General features: G+C 59.9%; 13 protein-coding genes and 3 pseudogenes. 8 read left to right on the top strand and 8 right to left on the bottom strand.

What is annotated here, in order from left to right; all coding sequences use genetic code 11:
* Positions 1-75: 75 nt before the first annotated feature.
* Positions 76-993, bottom strand: a complete 918-nt coding sequence (locus GFU70_RS10750) for a LysR substrate-binding domain-containing protein (protein WP_058542132.1) — start codon at positions 991-993, stop codon at positions 76-78.
* Between the two features lie 187 nt (positions 994-1,180).
* On the opposite strand from GFU70_RS10750, the gene GFU70_RS10745 reads away from it, so the two are divergent.
* From GFU70_RS10745 to GFU70_RS10715, 7 genes are all read left to right on the top strand, one after another.
* On the top strand, positions 1,181-2,701 hold the full coding sequence (locus tag GFU70_RS10745) for an ABC transporter substrate-binding protein (protein WP_058542131.1): 1,521 nt from the start codon (positions 1,181-1,183) through the stop codon (positions 2,699-2,701).
* Positions 2,702-2,784: 83 nt separating this feature from the next.
* A complete protein-coding gene (locus GFU70_RS10740) occupies positions 2,785-3,702 on the top strand; it encodes an ABC transporter permease (RefSeq protein ID WP_153388010.1) in 918 nt (305 codons plus the stop codon).
* Positions 3,703-3,711: 9 nt separating this feature from the next.
* Positions 3,712-4,614: an ABC transporter permease gene (locus tag GFU70_RS10735; RefSeq protein WP_014338928.1), complete on the top strand. Its 903-nt coding sequence runs from the start codon at positions 3,712-3,714 to the stop codon at positions 4,612-4,614.
* 32 nt (positions 4,615-4,646) lie between these two features.
* Positions 4,647-5,663 carry an ABC transporter ATP-binding protein gene (locus tag GFU70_RS10730; protein ID WP_079301258.1) on the top strand — a complete coding sequence of 339 codons (1,017 nt, stop codon included), beginning with the start codon at positions 4,647-4,649 and terminating at the stop codon, positions 5,661-5,663.
* Entirely contained in the window at positions 5,660-6,649 is a 990-nt protein-coding gene (locus GFU70_RS10725; protein ID WP_153388009.1) for an ABC transporter ATP-binding protein, read from the top strand. Before GFU70_RS10730 ends, GFU70_RS10725 begins: the two co-directional genes overlap by 4 nt.
* On the top strand, positions 6,646-8,070 hold the full coding sequence (locus GFU70_RS10720; protein ID WP_153388008.1) for a M20 family metallopeptidase: 1,425 nt from the start codon (positions 6,646-6,648) through the stop codon (positions 8,068-8,070). The genes GFU70_RS10725 and GFU70_RS10720 overlap by 4 nt, the downstream gene beginning before the upstream one ends.
* Positions 8,067-9,212: a M20 family metallopeptidase gene (locus tag GFU70_RS10715; RefSeq protein ID WP_153388007.1), complete on the top strand. Its 1,146-nt coding sequence runs from the start codon at positions 8,067-8,069 to the stop codon at positions 9,210-9,212. Before GFU70_RS10720 ends, GFU70_RS10715 begins: the two co-directional genes overlap by 4 nt.
* Positions 9,213-9,414: 202 nt before the next feature.
* Here GFU70_RS10715 and mdeB read toward each other — a convergent pair whose 3' ends face one another.
* From mdeB to GFU70_RS10695, 4 genes are all read right to left on the bottom strand, one after another.
* The gene (mdeB, locus tag GFU70_RS10710) at positions 9,415-12,114 is read right to left on the bottom strand and encodes an alpha-ketoglutarate dehydrogenase (RefSeq protein WP_153388006.1); all 2,700 of its coding nucleotides are present in this window, start codon (positions 12,112-12,114) and stop codon (positions 9,415-9,417) included.
* Positions 12,111-12,533 (bottom strand): hypothetical protein, encoded by a 423-nt coding sequence (locus GFU70_RS10705; RefSeq protein WP_153388005.1) that lies wholly within the window; start codon positions 12,531-12,533, stop codon positions 12,111-12,113. The genes mdeB and GFU70_RS10705 overlap by 4 nt, the downstream gene beginning before the upstream one ends.
* A gap of 55 nt (positions 12,534-12,588) precedes the next feature.
* Positions 12,589-13,050 carry a hypothetical protein gene (locus GFU70_RS10700; RefSeq protein WP_058542123.1) on the bottom strand — a complete coding sequence of 154 codons (462 nt, stop codon included), beginning with the start codon at positions 13,048-13,050 and terminating at the stop codon, positions 12,589-12,591.
* 105 nt (positions 13,051-13,155) lie between these two features.
* Entirely contained in the window at positions 13,156-14,172 is a 1,017-nt protein-coding gene (locus GFU70_RS10695) for a 1-aminocyclopropane-1-carboxylate deaminase (protein ID WP_058542122.1), read from the bottom strand.
* A gap of 199 nt (positions 14,173-14,371) precedes the next feature.
* Between GFU70_RS10695 and GFU70_RS10690 the strand changes: the two genes are divergently transcribed.
* Entirely contained in the window at positions 14,372-14,881 is a 510-nt protein-coding gene (locus GFU70_RS10690) for an Lrp/AsnC family transcriptional regulator (protein WP_058542121.1), read from the top strand.
* Positions 14,882-14,934: 53 nt separating this feature from the next.
* On the opposite strand, the pseudogene GFU70_RS29070 reads toward GFU70_RS10690, so the two are convergent.
* From GFU70_RS29070 to GFU70_RS29060, 3 pseudogenes are all read right to left on the bottom strand, one after another.
* A pseudogene (locus GFU70_RS29070) lies at positions 14,935-15,276 on the bottom strand (ATP-binding protein); the annotation flags it as partial.
* A 519-nt stretch (positions 15,277-15,795) separates the two neighbouring features.
* Positions 15,796-16,131 (bottom strand): annotated as a pseudogene (locus tag GFU70_RS29065) (response regulator transcription factor); the annotation flags it as partial.
* A 207-nt stretch (positions 16,132-16,338) separates the two neighbouring features.
* Positions 16,339-17,391, bottom strand: a pseudogene (locus tag GFU70_RS29060) (sensor histidine kinase); the annotation flags it as partial.
* Positions 17,392-18,580: the final 1,189 nt, after the last annotated feature.

Below are 18,580 nucleotides of genomic sequence, written 5' to 3'. Positions count from 1 at the left end.
TCCCCGACCGCCATTACCTGACGCCCATGTCGGAGCAAGGTCTGCCCCACCGAAGCCTCACAGAGTGCCTCTTTTTCAGCGACGCTTCGCTTTCGCCAGATCCGCAATCAGAAAATCCCTGAAGGCACAAACCGCTGCCGGTAAATTGCGACCTGCCATGCTTTGCAGTTCGATGCGCCGTGCCTGCATGCCTTCGTCAAGGATCGGCACGCATTGCAGGACCCCGTCCGCCACCTGCTTTTGCAAGGTCATTTCGCTGGCCAGGCTGATAACGCCTTCTTCGCGGACGAAGCTATAGAGCGCGGCAACGTAGTTAGTGGTCAACACCGGGTCGAACAACAGCCCCTGTACACCGCAACAGATGTCGAACAATTGCCGTATCGTGGTGTCGGCCTTGGGTAACGCAATGGGCCAGGGCTGCAGCTCAGCGAGGCTGACCGCTTCACGCCCGGCCAAGGGATGGGAATTGGCGACCACGGCAAAAATCGCCCCGCTCAGGACATGTTCGACCTTGATTTCCTTTTGCGGCGTCAGGCTGAAGGTCATCGCCAGGTCGGCTTCGCCGGAACGCACCTTCTCGGTCGCTTCGGCAGGCGCACAGACCTCCAAGGTGAAATGAATGCCCTGATACTCACGCCTGAACGCGCTGATGCTCCTGGGCATGTATTCCAGTGCAAACCCTTCCGAGCAGGCAACATGCACATGGCCGCGCTGCAAGCCATGCAGTTCGGTAATCTCCAGCACCACCTGCTCAGCCTCAAGCTGGGACTTGCGCGCATAGGCCGCCAGTCGCGCCCCCGCCTCGCTGAGCACCATGCCTCGGGCACGACGCTCAAACAGGCTGGCATCCAGGGCCAACTCAAGCTTGGAAATCTGGCGGCTTACCGCTGACGCTGCAACATTGAGCCGCACCGACGCTTCGCTGATCGATCCGCACCGCGCGACTTCCAGAAAATAGCGCAACGCCGTGGATTGCACGCCATACAGCTGCATCGGAGCCCCCGAGGATTGCCTTTTCGGCAAAGCAAGTATCGAAAGATTGTGCTTGTGGCATTGATAGCCTTTCCCTACATTCGTGTCCAGACCAAAAAAAACTACGCCTGAGCTTCTCCTCCTCGTTTACCGCATTTGCGATTCGCTGCCCTTTGATTCAACCACTCTCGCCAACGGAGACGACGGCATGGGCATCAAAGGTTTCGCCTGCAGTTTTGCGCTGATGGGCCTCATCAGCAGTTTTCCGGCTCATGCCGGTAAAGCCAACGACACCCTGGTTTACGCTTCCGACAGCGAGCCCGAAAACGTCAGCCCCTATCACAACGATTTACGCGAAGGGGTGATTCTCGGCCGGCTGATCTGGGACAACCTGATCTACCGCGATCCCAAAAGCGGCGAATACAAACCCATGCTGGCCACCCATTGGAAACAGGTCGACGACACCACCATCGACTTTGAGCTGCGCAAAGGCGTCAAATTTCACAACGGCGACGCCTTCACCGCCGACGACGTGGTGTTCACCCTCAACTACGTGGTGTCGCCCGAAGCGAAAGTCGTTACCGTGCAAAACGTCGACTGGATCAAAAGCGCGGAAAAAACCGGTGACTACGGCGTCCGTCTTCATCTGAAAAAAGCTTTTCCCGCGGCACTGGAATACCTGTCCAACGCCGTACCGATGTTTCCCAAAACGTATTTCGAGAAAGTCGGCCTGGCTGAATTCAGTCGTAAACCGATTGGCACCGGTCCCTATAAAGCTGTGTCAGTAGTGGCAGGCGAAGGCGTGACCATGGCGCTCAATAAGGACTACTTCAAGGACAGCCCACAAGGCCAACCGCATATCGGCCACCTCAAGTTCCGGGTGATCCCTGATGCGGAAACCCGTCTGGCCGAGCTGATGACCGGCGGTGTCGACTGGACCTGGCGCGTCGCACCGGACCAGGCAGTCAACCTCAAGAGCATGCCGAACCTGACCGTGGCCAGCGGCGAAACCATGCGCATCGGTTTCCTGATCCTCGATGCTCGTGGCACCTCGACTGAAAACTCACCGATGAAAAACCTTAAGGTGCGTCAGGCCATCAACCACGCCATCAACCGCGATGCACTGGCCTCACAACTGGTGGGCGGCGAAGCCAAACCCTTGCAAGTCGCCTGCTATCCGGGGCAATTCGGTTGCGACACCACGGCAGCCACGGTCTACAACTATGACCCGGCCAAGGCCAAGGCGCTGCTCGCTGAAGCCGGTTATCCGAATGGCTTTGAGACAGAAATCTTCGCCTACCGCGACCGTGATTACGTCGAAGCGATCATCGGCAACCTGCGTGCCGTGGGTATCAACGCCAAGCTGCGCTACTTGAAGTACGCCGCCCTGCGCGATCAACAACGGGGCGGCAAAGTGCCGATATCGTTCCAGGCCTGGGGTTCGTTCTCGATTCTCGACACATCGGCGTCGGCTGGGACCTGGTTCAAAGGCAACCCGGACGACAACATCAAGGATCCTCAAGTCCAGGGCTGGTTGCAGACCGCCGACAACGCCCTCGACCCGCAAGTGCGCAAGGACAACTACCGCAAGGCGTTGCAGCGCATCAGCGAGCAAGCCTATTGGGCGCCGCTGTTCAATTACTCGATGAACTACGCCTATACCGCCGACCTGGCGTTCACGCCCTACCCGGATGAGCTACCGCGTTTCGTTCAGTCCAGCTGGAAGTAATCGACAGGTGCCGTGACGCGCGGTTTTAACCGCGCTACGGCACGCCCCACACCTATCAGCCAATGGATACGAGGAAACTTGCCATGCTTGGATTCCTTCTACGCCGTCTGGGTATCGCATTTTGCGTTGCAATTACCGTGTCGGTGATCAGTTTTTCTCTTTTGCATCTGTCCGGCGACCTGGCCACTGCCATTGGCGGACCGGAAGCCAGCAGCGAACAGATCGAACAGATCCGCGTGCAGTACGGTTTGGACAAACCGCTGCCGACCCAGTACTTCAACTGGCTGGGCGATTTGCTGCGGTTGGATCTGGGCAACTCTTTTTTCTTTCAGGAATCGGTCTACAACCTGATCGTCAACCGCCTGCCAATCACCCTCGGCCTGGGAGCGATGGCATTGGGCATTGCACTGCTGGTGGCGATTCCGCTCGGGGTGCTGGCCGCAGTCAAACGCGACACCTGGATTGACCGCCTGGCGTTGACCATTGCCGTACTGGGTCAGGCAATGCCAAGTTTCTGGTTTGCGCTGATGCTGATCGTGGTGTTCGCGGTGACGCTCAAGTGGCTGCCAGTGTCCGGCAACTCGACCCTGCTGCACTTCGTCATGCCGGCCATTGCCTTGGGCTATTACGCGACTCCGGCAATCATGCGTCTGACCCGTGCAGGCATGCTTGATGTGCTCAGTTCCGATTACATCCGCACCGCCCGCGCCAAGGGCCTGCGCCCTGCCCGCGTGTTGTTCAAGCATGCACTGCGCAACGCCTTGATTCCAGTCGTCGCCCTGGCGGCGGTGGAGTTCGGCTTCATGCTCGGCGGGTCGGTAGTGATCGAAACCGTGTTCTCCCTGCAAGGTATCGGACAGCTCGCCTGGGACGCCATCGCCCGTGATGACTTTCCGGTCGTACAGGCCGTGGTCCTGCTCATCGCAGTGATCTACATCATCCTCACCTTGCTGGCCGATGTGCTCAACGCACTGCTCGACCCGCGCATTCGCGTGCGCTAGGAGGCTTACATGAGCACCCCCACTACCCTCGCGATCAATGACTACCTGCCACCGCCCAGCAGCCTGAGCCGAGTCCTTGGCAAGAGCTTTCGTCATCGTGGTTTCGCCATCGGCACGGTGTTGTTGCTGATCATCTTCACGGGGGCACTCTTCGCGCCGTGGCTGGCACCTTATGACCCTTATGCGCAAGACGTGATGTTGCGTATGAAACCGCCGGTATGGATGGCCAACGGCACCTGGGAATACGTCCTGGGAACCGACAAGCTGGGCCGTGATTACCTGTCACGACTGCTCTACGGCGCTCGTATTTCATTGTTCATCGGCATTGCGGCGGCGCTTATTTCCGGCTTTATCGGCACCGTCATGGGGCTGTTGGCGGGTTACTACGGCGGCAAGGTCGATGCGTTTATCAGCTACTTGATCACCACCCGGCTGGCGATGCCGGTGGTGATGGTCGCGCTGGCCTCGGCCTCGCTGATGGGCGGCTCGCTGAAAGTGGTGATTGTGCTGCTCGGCTGCCTGCTCTGGGATCGCTTCGCGGTGGTGGTCAGGGCTTCGGTGCAACAGATTCGCGATGCTGAATATGTGGCCTCGGCCCAGGCTCTGGGCTGCTCGACCCTGCGCATTCTGGTCAGTGAAATTCTGCCCAATCTGGTCGGTGCGCTGATCGTCGTCGCGACGCTGGAAATGGCCCACGCGATCCTGCTGGAGTCGGCACTGTCATTCCTCGGGGTGGGTGTGCAGCCGCCGACGCCGTCCTGGGGGTTGATGATCGCTGAAGGCAAACCCTACATGTTCTTTTCCCCATGGGTCATCGCCATTCCCGGTGTCGCCCTGATGATTCTGGTGCTGGGCATCAACCTGGTCGGCGATGGCCTGCGCGATCTGATCCTGCCCGATGGCCGTAACTGATAGACGGCCGTAACTCATAGAGGGTACCGAACATGGCATTACTCCATGTAGAAAACCTGCGCGTGGATATCCCCATGGGCAACAGCCCAACGCCGGATGACACGCTGCATGCAGTGCGTGGCCTGAACTTTGAAGTCGAACGCGGCGAAATGCTGTGCATCGTCGGCGAATCCGGCTGCGGTAAATCCTTGACGTCGCTGGCGCTGATGGACCTGTTGCCACGCAAGGCCAAACGTACTGCGTCACGGCTGACGCTGGACGGCATCGACATGATCGGCCAGAGCGAACGGCACATGTGCGACCTGCGCGGCAACCGTCTGGCGATGATCTTCCAGGAACCGATGACCTCGCTGAACCCGGCCTACAGCATTGGCGATCAACTCAGCGAAGTGCTGACCCGGCATCGCAAGGTGTCGCGCAAGGATGCCCTGGTTCGCGCCGGGCGGATGCTGGAGAAAGTCGGCATCAGCAATGCCACCGAGCGCTTGCGGCAGTATCCGCATCAACTTTCTGGTGGTTTGCGCCAGCGGGTGATCATTGCCATGGCGTTGATGTGCGAACCGGACCTGATCATCGCCGATGAACCCACCACTGCATTGGACGTGACTATTCAAGCGCAGATCCTGCGCCTGATTCGCGATATTCAGAAAGAACTCGGCCTGGCGGTGATCTTCATCACCCACGACCTTGGGCTGGTGGCGCGGATCGCCGATCGGGTCGCGGTGATGTATGCCGGGGAAATCGTCGAAACCGCCCCTGCCCTGCAACTGTTCGAGAACCCGCAGCATCCGTACACCCGTGGTCTGCTGGCCAGTATTCCAATCCCTGGCCAGACCAAACCGGGTGAGGCACTGGGTTCGATTCCAGGCCTGGTGCCGAGCCTGGTGGGCGAGCAGCAAGGTTGTGCGTTCCGCAATCGTTGCGCTCAGGCGATACCGACCTGCGCGCAGAACATCCCCGAAGTCGAACAGGACGGACACATGGCGCGCTGCCTGTTCGCCGCACCGGCCCCGGCACCGATTCGCCTTCAGGAGCGTGCAAGGTCATGAAAAAAGACATTACGTTGGAGCTGTGTGACATCCGTCGCGAGTTTCGGATCAACCAGGGCTTTTTCAAACCCGCCGCCATCCTGAAAGCCGTAGATGGCGTTTCCCTGCGTCTGATGCGTGGCGAGACCCTCGGTCTGGTAGGTGAGTCCGGTTGCGGAAAAAGTACCCTGGCAAAGCTGCTGCTCGGTCTGCTGCCGCCTACCAGCGGCGATGTGCTGGTCAATGGCAAGCATCTGGCGGCGACTGATCGCAAGGCAATGTCCCGGCATATTCAGCCGATATTCCAGGACCCGTATTCCTCGCTGAACCCACGCAAGACACTGCGCGAAATCATTACCCTGCCGCTGATCGTGCATGACATCGGCAGCCCCGCCGAGCGGCGCAAGAAGACCGAAGCGATGCTTGATGTGGTCGGCCTGCCCAAGCGGGTGATCGACAGCTACCCGAGCCAGCTGTCCGGCGGACAACGCCAGCGAGTCGCGATCGCACGAGCGTTGATCATGCGCCCCGATGTGTTGATCTGCGACGAGCCCACCTCAGCACTGGATGTGTCGGTGCAAGCGCAGATTCTCAACCTGCTGCAAGACCTCAAGCGCGAGTTCGGCCTGACCTATCTGCTGATCAGCCACAACCTCGCGGTCATCGAACACCTCGCCGACCGGGTCGCGGTGATGTACCTGGGGCGCATCGTCGAAGAACGTACGCGCGAATCGTTGTTTGCTGAACCCGGCCACCCTTATACCCGTGCCTTGCTGGATTCGGTGCTCACGCCCGATCCGCACCTGGGCATTCCCGAGATCGGCCTGCACGGGACCTTTCCCAATCCGATGTCACCGCCGTCCGGTTGCGCTTTCCACCCGCGCTGCCCGAGCTGCTTCGCACCGTGCAAAACGGCCTACCCGGCCAATGATTCCATTATCGGGGGCAACGTGCGTTGCCACCTTCACGACAATCCTGCCCAAACACTGGAGCTTGTCCACTCATGAGTCGTTCATTGGCCATCAGCAACACCACAGAGCAATTCGACAACGGCGCCTTTTTCAATCTGCTCGAACGTAGCGTCGCCTTGCCCACCGAAAGCCAGGCAACGGACAGCCAGCCCGAGTTGTATCGCTATCTCAATGACTTCATCACCCCGCATGTCAAGGCCATGGGCTTCAGCGTCAAGATTTATGACAACCCGGTGGCAGAGCGTGGGCCCTTCATGATCGCCACACGCATTGAGCATCCAGAACTGCCGACCGTACTGAGCTACGGCCACGGTGATGTGGTGCGCGGCTATGAAGCGCAATGGCGTGAAGGGCTGTCGCCGTGGCAAGTCACGGTCGAAGGCGATCGCTGGTACGGCCGCGGCACGGCGGACAACAAAGGCCAGCACCTGATCAACCTGACCGCGCTGGAACAAACGCTCAAGGCTCGCGACGGCAAGCTGGGCTTTAACGTCAAATTGCTGCTGGAAATGGGCGAAGAAGAAGGCTCCCCGGGCTTGAATGCGTTCTGTGCCGCCCACAGCGAAGAGCTCGCGGCGGATGTTTTCATCGCCTCGGACGGCCCGCGCCTGGCGGCATCACGACCGACCATTTTTCTCGGCTCACGCGGGGTGTTCAACTTCGAGCTGGTGGTCAATTTGCGCGAAGGCGCCCATCACTCTGGCAACTGGGGCGGCTTGCTGGCCAACCCTGGCATCATTCTGGCCAATGCCATCGCAAGCATGATCGATGAACAGGGCCGGGTGAAAGTGGCAGGCCTGCAGCCCGAGACGCTGCCGGAGCCGGTTCGCCTGGCACTGGCCGACATTGACGTGGGTGGCGGGCCGGGCGATCCGGACATCGACGCCAACTGGGGTAACCCGCAGCTCTCGCTGAGCGAAAAGGTGTTCGGCTGGAACACCCTCGACGTCATCGCCTTCAAGACCGGCAACCCGGACGCCCCCGTGCATGCGATCCCTGGTAAAGCCAATGCCCACTGCCATATCCGCTTCGTGGTGAACAGCGACTACACGACCTTCATCCCGGCTGTTCGTGCCCACCTGGATGCTCATGGCTTCAGCAATGTCGAGGTCAAGCAAAGCCGCATCGATGTGATGCACGCCACTCGGCTGGACCCGCAAAGCCCGTGGGTCAATTGGGCACTCAGCTCCCTGACACAGACCACCGGCAAAAAACCTGCGCTGCTGCCAAACCTCGGGGGTTCGCTGCCCAACGACGTGTTCGCGGACGTGCTCGGCCTGCCAACATTGTGGGTGCCGCACTCGTACCCGGCCTGCTCGCAACATGCGCCGAACGAGCATTTGCTGGCACCGGTGGTCAAAGAAAGCCTGCAAATCATGGCCGGTCTGTTCTGGGACCTGGGCAACGACGCGGCACGCCTGACTCAGGAGCATCAGTTGCGCGAGCAAGCGCAATGAGTGCCACGCCACAACAGGCGCTGGACTGGCTTGCCGACCAGCGCCACGCCATGGAAGCGCTGCTGCAGCGTATCGTCGACACCGACTCCAACAGTTACGACAAGGCGGGCGTCGACGCGGTGGGCGCGCTGCTCGCGGCTGAACTGGAAGCCGACGGCATCCTGCTCAAGCGCATGCCGGTCGATGATTTTGGCGACGTGATGCTCGCCGAAGTGCCAGGCGCCTCTGGAAAGCCGGTGCTGTTGCTGGGCCATCGCGACACGGTGTTCCCCAAAGGCACCACCACGACTCGCGGCTACAGCCGCGACGCCAACCTTGCCTATGGCCCCGGCGTCGCCGACATGAAAGGCGGCCTGGTGCTCAATTGCTTTGCGCTCAAGACTCTCAAACGCGCCGGTCAGTTGCCCTATCCGGTGCAGGTTCTGTACACCGGAGACGAAGAAATCGGCTCCGGCAGCGCCAGAACCCATATCGAAAAAGCCGCCCGTGGCGCGCGTGCCGTGCTCAATACCGAACCCGGCCGGGCCAGCGGCAACGTGGTCAGCGCACGCAAAGGCGGCGCCACGCTGATCATCGAAGTCAGCGGCCGCGCGGCGCATGCCGGGGTCAACCATGCCGACGGAGCCAGTGCCATCGAAGCCCTGGCACGCAAGATCGTCAAGCTCCATGCCTTGACCGATTACGCGGCAGGCATCACCACCAATGTTGGCCTGATAGCCGGTGGCACCTCCAGCAACACCGTCGCGCCTGGCGCCTCTGCCCGGCTGGATGTGCGCTTCATCGAACTCGAGCACTGGGATCAGATTTTTACCGCGATCCTGGGCATCGTCGCGGAAGAAGAGTTGATCGGCACCCGCGCTATCCTCAAGGAGGCGACAACCTTTCTGCCGATGGAAGCCTGTCATAGCGAACGGCTGCTGCAGATCTACCAACAAAAGGCCTTGGCGCTGGGTTTCAGCGTCGAAGGCGAATTCACTGGCGGTTGTGCTGACTCTGGATTCACTGCCAGCCTGGGCATTCCGACGCTGTGTGGTCTCGGGCCGGTGGGTGGCAAAGTCCATACCGAGCGTGAGTATCTGGAACTGGATACGCTGGTGCCTCGCGCTCTGGCGTTGGTGGCGACTATTCTGGCTGTTGGCTAGGGTAGTTGAGGCTTTTTTTGGGGGGGAAATCTATTCGCGTTTTTCCGGATGGGTGGTGTGTATATCCGTTTTTTTGGTAACGGCGGCTTAGGGTTCCGCTCAACAGCGGGTCACTTTCGAAAAGCGCTCTTCCAAAAGTGACCCGCTGTAAGAGCGGAACCCTAAGCGGCCGTTACCGCAGCAATGGATATACCCCCTGAAATCAAGCGTCCCAAGGGGCCACCGCGTCCACATCAATGGCGTACCGCTCAATAGCCTCGGCACACACATTGGCATCGAGGCGCCCTTTGTGCACCAGGGCAGTCAGCGCACTCAAGACGATCTGGTGGCGGTCCACTTCGAAGAACCTGCGCAACTGACCGCGGGTATCGCTACGGCCAAAGCCGTCGGTGCCCAGTACGGTGTAACGGGCATCGAGATAACTGGCGATCAGCTGCGGCAAGGCGCGAACGTAGTCCGTGCAGGCAATGATCGGCGCCGAGTTGTTGAGCAACGCCTGGACATGACTGCTGCGCGAAGGCTGTCCAGGATGCAGTCGATTCCAACGTTCCACTTCACGGGCATCACGTGCCAACTCGGTAAAGCTGGTAACGCTCCAGACCTGACTGTCGATCCCCCAATCGCTGGCCAGCAACTCGGCGGCGGCAATCACTTCGCGCAGGATGGCGCCGGAACCCAACAACTGGACACGTCCACGCGCACCCTCGACTTCATGCCGGGCAAACCGATACATGCCCTTGATAATCGCCTGTTCGACACCTTCGGGAAGGTTCGGCTGCGGGTAGTTCTCGTTCATCAAGGTGACGTAATAAAACTCGTCCACCTGGCGCTCCAGCATCTGGCGCATGCCGTGATCCAGGATCACCGCGAGCTCGCCGGCGAATGCCGGATCGTAGGCACGACAATTGGGCACCATCGCCGCCATCAGATGACTGTTGCCGTCCTGATGCTGCAGGCCTTCGCCACCCAACGTCGTGCGACCTGCGGTGGCCCCGAGCAGAAAGCCGCGGGCCCGTTGATCCGCCGCCGCCCAGATCAGGTCGCCGATGCGCTGGAAGCCGAACATCGAGTAATAGATGTAGAACGGCAGCATCGGCAAGCCATGCACCGAATAGCTGGTCGCCGCCGCTACCCAGGAACTGATCGCCCCGGCCTCGCTGATGCCCTCTTCGAGAATCTGGCCGTCCAGGGCTTCTCGATAGCTCAGGATCGAACCGATATCTTCCGGCTCATATCGCTGCCCCACGCTGGAATAAATACCGATCTGTTTGAACAGGCTGGCCATGCCGAACGTACGCGCTTCATCCGCCACGATCGGTACGATTCGCGGCCCCAGTTGTTTGTCCCGCAGCAGACCACTGAGCATTCGAACGAAAGCCATGGTGGTGGACATTTCCTTGCCTTCGGCAGCAATGGCAAACGCGCCATAGCGGCTGACGTCAGGCACCGCCAATGATTCGGCAGTCGAAGGACGCGACGGCATGTAGCCGCCCAATGCATGGCGACGCTCGTGCAGATAGCGCATTTCAGCACTGTCTTCATCGGGTTTGAAGAAGCTCAACGAGGCGGCCTGTTCATCGGTCAACGGCAGGTTGAAACGATTGCGAAACGCGATCAGCGCCTCCCTGTCGAGCTTCTTCTGCTGGTGCACGGTCATCTTGCCCTGCCCGGCATCGCCCATGCCGAAGCCCTTTTTGGTCTGCGCCAGAATCACGGTGGGTTTGTTGCCTTCGAGCAGTGCGCTTTGATAGGCGGCGAAGATCTTCACCATGTCGTGACCGCCACGTTTCAGGCGATCGATCTGTTCATCGGTCAGGCCTTGTGCCAGCTGCGCCAATGCCTCGTTCTGGCCAAAGAAATGATCACGGTTAAAGCGCCCGTCTTTTGCCGCGAACGTCTGGAACTGGCCATCGACGGTGTTGGATAACGCCTTGACCAGCGCGCCATCCGCATCGCGCGCAAACAAGCCGTCCCAGTCGGCGCCCCACACCAGTTTGATGACGTTCCAGCCGGCACCACCAAATAGCGCCTCCAACTCGTCGATGATGCGACCATTGCCACGCACCGGCCCGTCCAGCCGTTGCAGGTTGCAATTGACCACCCAGACCAGATTATCCAGCCCTTCGCGCGCGGCCAGCGTCAATGCCGACATGCTTTCCGGCTCATCCATTTCCCCATCGCCAAACACGCCCCAGACGGTTCGCCCGGCGCTGTCTTGCAGGCCTCGATGCTCCAGGTAACGCATGAAACGCGCCTGGTAGATCGAGCTGATCGGACCAATGCCCATGGAGCCCGTCGGAAACTGCCAGAAGTCCGGCATCAACCAAGGATGCGGGTAACTCGACAGACCCCGGACACCCTTGGCGCGCGCGCTGATCTCTTGCCGATAATGCAGCAGATCCTTTTCTTCCAGGCGTCCCTCGAGGAACGCCCGGGCATAGACCCCTGGCGCCGAGTGCGGCTGATAGAACACCAGATCGCCACCGCTCCCTTCGGTTCGCGCTTTGAAAAAATGGTTGAAGCCCACTTCAAACAAATCCGCCGCGCTGGCATAACTGGCGATATGGCCGCCCAATTCGCCATAGGCGTAGTTGGCCCTGGCAACCATGGCCAACGCATTCCAGCGCATGATCGAGGCCAGCCGTTCTTCGATGGCCAGGTCCCCTGGAAATACCGGCTGGCACTCAACACTGATGGTATTGATGTAAGGCGTGCCATGGCCGGGCCGCCAACCGATGTCCGAGGCGCTTGCCACAGCCACCAGCATGTCGAGAATCTGTTTGGCCTGTGCCGTGCCGCTATGGGCGATAACTGACAGCAAGGCGTCCCGCCATTCAGCAACTTCTTGAGCATCGTCAGTGGTCTGGCCCGACCATTGGGCATCAATATCGGACAGGTTCATCGACAGCTCCTGCAAATGTCGGGCAACGCTTCAAGGTGGCGCAAATAGCTCAATCGGGCGAGTTTTTTGACTTGCTCTACCGCGTCAATGACGGAGCGCTCGGCCCAGCTGTCTTGCCCTATCTGGTAGATGCACGGGTTGCCAATGGAAAGATTGTTCAGCAGATACTCTTCAAGTTCACCGCAAACGAGAAAGCTGTAATCACACCCCGCTACGTGTACTGCAACGCACCTGTCAGCCCCTGTATCCGAAGGTTCAACCTGTACAAGCGCGATATTGTCAAAACAGCTGAACCCATGATGCATCAGGTCAATATGGTCACTGTCAATTGCGGACACTATGACAACGATGCGGGTACGGCTCGAAGGTTCACGCATCCACTTCATGGTTTTAGAACGACAGTCGGCAGATCGGCTCATGAGTGTGGCCTCTCCATTGGGTAATCAATTCAGGCGTGTGTGGCGATGACTTTCGCTAGATGAAACAACGCTCTTGCAACCCGCTTTTCACCAGTGTCCGGGTCACCGATAAAATCTCTTCCACCTGTTTATCGATCGCTGCATGAGAGGCTGCGTCTTCCAGTTTGAGGACACGCAGTGGGTGACCGCAGACTGATCCCAGCCAGGTGAGACGGGGTATCGGGCTGACTTCGACATCCAGTAAAAAGCAGCCTTTGGACAGGCCGCGCAGCAGTTGGCTGGCCCGGCAGGTGGTCGCCGCCGCTGCATCTATCGGGTTGGACCCAAACTGCAACCAGTCGAGCATAAACGCCCTGGATTGCTGGACCACCAGATAAGCAACCTGGTCCCAGTCGTCGATCGCCATGTGCAACTTGTCAATCATGTATTTGGGCAACGCGGCGCTGGTCACGATGACGACTCCGGTATCCGCCAGCGGTTCTTTCACCCAGATTGCAGACTGCGATATCGCATGCATGGTGGTACTCCCGGCGTGGTTTGAACGCGAGCGTTTACTGCATGAGTATTGAACCCGTGCGAACGGGCAAGCCCGCTCCCACAGTGAACTTCAACAGGCCTGCGCTCAGCCGTTACGAAACAGGAAGCTGTAGGCGTTCAGCGCCGGCGCCCCACCCAAGTGCGCGTAAAGCACTTTGGAACCTTCGGGAAATTCACCCCGACGGACCATTTCAATCATGCCGTGCATCGATTTACCTTCGTACACCGGATCTGTCAGTACCCCTTCAAGGCTGCCGCACAGTCGGATTGCTTCCAACGTGCCTTCGTTGGGCAAGCCATATTCCGGGTAGGCGAAACGCGTATCGAGCACTACATCCTCTTCCGTAATCTCGCGCCCCAGCTCCACCAACTCAGCGGTGTGTCGGGCGATGCGCAGGATCTGTGCCTTGGTCTGTTCCGGCTTGGCCGAAGCATCGACACCAATCACATTCTTCGAACGACCGTCAGCGGCGAAACCGACAACCATGCCCGCCTGCGTACTGCCGGTCACCGAGCAGACCACGATGTAGTCGAACTTGAAGCCCAGTTCTTTTTCCTGCTGCCGCACTTCTTCGGCAAAGCCGACGAAACCGAGGCCGCCATAGGGATGCTCGGAGCAACCCGCCGGAATCGGAAACGGTTTGCCTCCCTGCTCCACGACATCGCTCATGGCCTTTTCCCAACTTGGCCGAATGCCAATATCGAAGCCTGCTGCGTCAAGCCGCACGTCAGCGCCCATGATCCGCGACATCTCGATATTGCCGACGCGGTCATACACTGCGTCGGAATAGTTCACCCAGTTTTCCTGCACCAACACGCACTTCATGCCCAAGTGGGCAGCGACGGCAGCGACCTGGCGGGTCTGGTTCGACTGAATGCCACCGATGGAGACCAGCGTATCGCAGCCTTGCTCGATCGCTTCGGGAATGAGGTATTCGAGCTTGCGCGTCTTGTTCCCACCAAAGGCCAGGCCACTGTTGCAGTCTTCACGTTTGGCATACAGCTCGACCTTGCCACCCAGGTGTTGACTGAGGCGCTTCAAGGGCGTGATGGGCGAAGGACCGAAGGTCAATGGGTAACGTTTAAAACGATTCAGGTTCATGACTCTGCTCCTTGATATTGAATATCCAAGCGCCAGACCGAAAGGAAAAAGGGCCGCATTCCAGGCTCTTTCAGGAGGGCTTCGATGAGTTCAATATTAAGAAGATTCCAAAAAATATGTGTTGCAAGTTTCCATCACTTCAAGAAACATAACTTCCATAAAGTCACACAAAACATACTTTCATTGCGTAGAAACCGATATGAAAGCAACAAATACTCACAAGAAGCCGGGCACCGCAGACCCCGTGCCGCATCCACTGGATCGAACCGATCGCGCCATTCTCAAGACCCTGCAACGAGATGCCTCCATCTCCAACGTGGCGCTTGCAGAGAAGGTGAAATTGAGTGCCCCTGCTTGCCTCAGGCGCGTTGAACGGCTCAAGCAGGTCGGCCTGATCAAGGACATCGTCGCGCTGCTGGACAATGAAGCGCTGGATGCGGGGATGGTGGTCTTGATCGGCGTAGTGCTGGATCGCTCCACGCCGGAATCCTTCGCCGCATTCGAGGCCGCCGCGCAAAAAGTGTCCGGCTGCATGGAGTGCCATGTGGTGACGGGGGAGTTCGACTACTTCATGTTGCTGCGCACCAAGGACAGCAACAGTTTCAACCGGCTCCACGCGGAGCAGTTGCTTTACCTGCCCGGGGTTCGCCAGATTCGCTCGTTCATGGGATTGCGCCAGGTCCTGTCGACAACCCACATCCCTCTTTGAGGCTCCGGTCAGCCCGGCATATCATCGACCCGTAGAATGTGCCGGTTCGGCGGTCATCGCTTACTCAGCGGCGCATCAAGGGGAATATCGAGGGTAAAGGTAGCGCCCTGTCCGACCCCATCGCTGCGCACGCTCAAGCTGCCACCCATTTCCTGCGCGGCCAGCGCGCAACTATGCAGGCCAAAACCGTGACCGTCTTTGCGCGTCGTGAAACCATGGGAAAAGATAAGCGTCAGGTGCTCAGGCGCAATCCCATTGCCGTTGTCGGCCACCGTGATACGCAATACTGCCCCGTCAGCGAGGGACGCGCCGAACGTGACGCATCGGCTGCGATCGATCACGCCGTCCAACGCCTGCTTGGCATTGTTGATCAGGTTCACCAGAATCAGCAGCATCCGGTGCCGGTCCAGGGGCAGCAGGGGCAAGTCGTCAATCTCCTTGACCACCGTCACCTCCTCGCGCGCCAGTAATCCAGCACTCATGCGCAAGGCATCGTCGATTAACTCTGCGACCGGCACTGTCTCGACAATACTGACGGCCACGGCATAGGACTGCTGGGCAGCGACAATGGTTTTGATGTGGTCAATGCCCTTGGTGAGTTGCCCGAGTTCTTCGATGATGCCCTGTTGCTCCGCCGTCACCATTTTCGCCAGCTTGAGCAGGTAGTCAGGCAGCATCTTTCCTTTGTGGTCTCTAGTGAGAAAATCGCTCAGGTCATGGACGTGTTCGCTCAACAGTTGAGCCACCTTGCCCAATCCCTGGGCCTTGGAGGTGCGCATCTGGCTGCTGACCAGTTCTGCCGATACATTCACGCTGTTGAGGACGTTGCCGACGTTGTGCAGCACAGTCGTGGCGATTTCGGCCATGCCCGCCTGACGGGATTTTGCATGCAGTTCGGTTTGCACCTGGCTCATGCGTAGCGCCGCGCGTACGCGAGCCTTGAGCTCCAGCGGCGAGAAGGGTTTGGCGATATAGTCATCGGCGCCACTCTCCAGCCCGGAGACGCAGGCCTCGCTACCGCCGCGGGCGGTCACCAGGATCACGGGCAAATGGGCAAAACCGGCACTGGCCTTGATTCTGGCAGTCAGGCCGAAGCCGTCGAGCTTCGGCATCATCACATCCGAGACGACGACATCGATGGGGCGACGCTGCAGGACTGCCCAGGCCTGCTCTCCATCCACTGCGGTAGCGACGCTGTAGTCGTCGTGCAACAGTTCGCTGAGATAACCAAGCATTTCCGGGCTGTCGTCTACCACGAGCACTTTGGATCGCAGGGCGTGTTCCGGGTGCTGCTCGTCCGCTTCTTCCATCGGCGCCCGGTCATTGCGAATGCCAAGGCGACCGTCGTCGAAACGCAGGTGGCGCTGCTCGGTTGTGCTTGCAGTGCTCGGTGACGTTAGCTCGTGCATGTTGCTGGCTTCGGTCGGTACAGTGCTTTGCTCAGTCCCCAGCGGAAGTCGAACAAAGAAGCACGAACCCTGACCGGGCTCGCTGTTGACGCCGACTTCGCCCCCCATCAGTTCGACCAGATCCTTGACCAGGGCGAGACCGATGCCCGTGCCGCTGTAGTGGCGCGTAGCGGAATTATCGATCTGAGAAAAACGCTGGAACAGCAGCGGCAGTTTGTCAGGCGCAATGCCAATACCTGAGTCGTGCACCGCGAGTTCAAATCGCTCGCCATCAAGCGCAGTGACTGCCAGGTGCACGGTACCGCCCGCGGGCGTGAACTTGATCGCGTTGCTGACCAGGTTGAGAAGAATCTTCTCGAAGTGCCGGGGGTCCAGGAACACCGTGCCGAGCGCGGGATCAATGCTGCAGGTCAAGGTGCAGCCTTTGCCCTCGGCCACCATGGCGGCATCCTCGGCCAGCACACCCACCACCTTGTTCAAGTCAATTGGCGTTGGGCACAACTCGAACTTGCCCGCTTCGGCCTTGGAAAAATCGAGGATGTCGTTCACCCGGTTCATCAAGCGCAGCGCGTTGCGTTGGGCGCGGTCGACTTGCACATGCCAGTCCGCCGGCGGGATGGTCGCCGCCGAGAGCTGCTCCAGGGGGGCGAGAATGAGGGTCAGGGGGGTGCGCAGTTCGTGACTGACCGTGGCCACGAAATCGCTCTTTGCCTGGTTAGCCGCCTCGGCCTGGTTGCGCGCCTGAATGAGTTCGACAGCCTGCGCCTCCAGCACCTCGGTCTGCTGGTGCAGCGTGTCAGTCCGTTCGGCGACCATTCTTTCCAAAGAGGCCTGGACTTGCTGTCGTTCGGCCTCGGCCTCGGCCTCCAGCACCCGGATGCGCAAGGCATTCTCCTGGAACACTCGCACGGCGCGGGTCATGATTCCAATCTCGTCGCCGCGTTCGGCGCTGGCGATCTCGGCGTTCAGGTCGCCGGCCGCAAGTCGGCGCATGACCGAGGCCAGGGCCACGATGGGCTGTGCGACAAATCGCGACGTGCTCCAGGCGATGGCGCCGGCTAGCAGGATGGCGACGGTACCCGCAACGATCGTCGCAAGCATGCTGCGATCATTGTGGACCAAGGCGTCGGAGCGCGCTTGGCCAGCGAAGCGCGCCACCAACAGGCCGGCGCTTCGTGCCTCGTTGCGAACCTGGTCGCGCGCGCCACTCAAGGCGTTGCTCGCCTGATGGAACCGGGCGAATGCCGCCCGGTAGCCGGCAATCTGATCGCTGACAGTCAGGGGGGTAGCCTTGGCTTGCAGCCCCACCGACGAAGGGAGAACGCGCGCGAGACGGGAGAGCTCGTCCAGGATCTCGCCGACCGAGCCGGCGACCTCGGCCGACGGTGACAGGCGAAACGACAAGGTCTGCGCCTCCAGGGTGGCCACACGCTCGGCGAAACGCTTGGACAACGCGGCTGCGTTGTGCAGCAAACCGGTAGCTGCCTGAATGTCATTTGCGTCACGGGAAACATGCTCGTCCACTTCACCCAACATGGCATCGAGGCGCTCGACCACATCCTCGACGGCGGCCAGATGCCGCAAAGCCTCGTCTCCCCAAAGCTTGGGCGCCTCGCCAAAATGCTCGACCGCCTGGCTGACCGCAGCGACCGCCGTCGCCAACTGGTCCAAAGTCTCTCGCTCCTGCGGCGCCTCCATCAGCTCGCGCAATTGCTCGATCACCGGCGGGAGTGCCGCGCAAGTGTTGCGCGCCGCGGTGAAGGCCGCCCCATCACCGGACACCAGCATCTTGGCCACATTGGCGATGATGATCCGTTCACCGTCGCGCAGGATATCCAGAATGCGATGAGCAGTTTCGATGCGGCTCACCCGCGCCTCGTGCTCGGCGGCGCGCGAATCAATCCCCTTCAGCCCATCGGCAATGCCCTGTTCGACGAGGATCGTCGCCTCCCGCATCCGCCCGTAGTGGGCTGTCATGTTCTCTGTTTCGCCATCCATGGTCAGGGTCGCCGCCCGCAAGGCGGCGATTGCCGCGGCGAGCCTTTCCAGACTGCCTTTGAGCGACTGCGCCTCTTCCACCGCAATGGCGGTGAGGCCGGCAATCGCCGTCGCCACCATGTCTTCGGCCTGGGACAGGCTTTCCTGGTCGCGGGTGGCGATGAAGTTTTCCACCCGCCCGGTGGCCCCGTTGACCGAGGCCAGAATTTCCGCGGAATGACTGGCGGAATCCACCGCACGCACCATGCCTCGCAGGCCATAGAGGTTCACGAGCGATACCACCAGCATCAGG

It is taken from the genome of Pseudomonas brassicacearum (genome assembly GCF_009601685.2).
GTDB classification, from domain to species: Bacteria; Pseudomonadota; Gammaproteobacteria; order Pseudomonadales; family Pseudomonadaceae; genus Aquipseudomonas; species Aquipseudomonas kilonensis_B.
The sequence above is the reverse complement of the archived record's forward strand: the minus strand, read 5'-3'. Positions and strand labels throughout refer to the sequence as shown.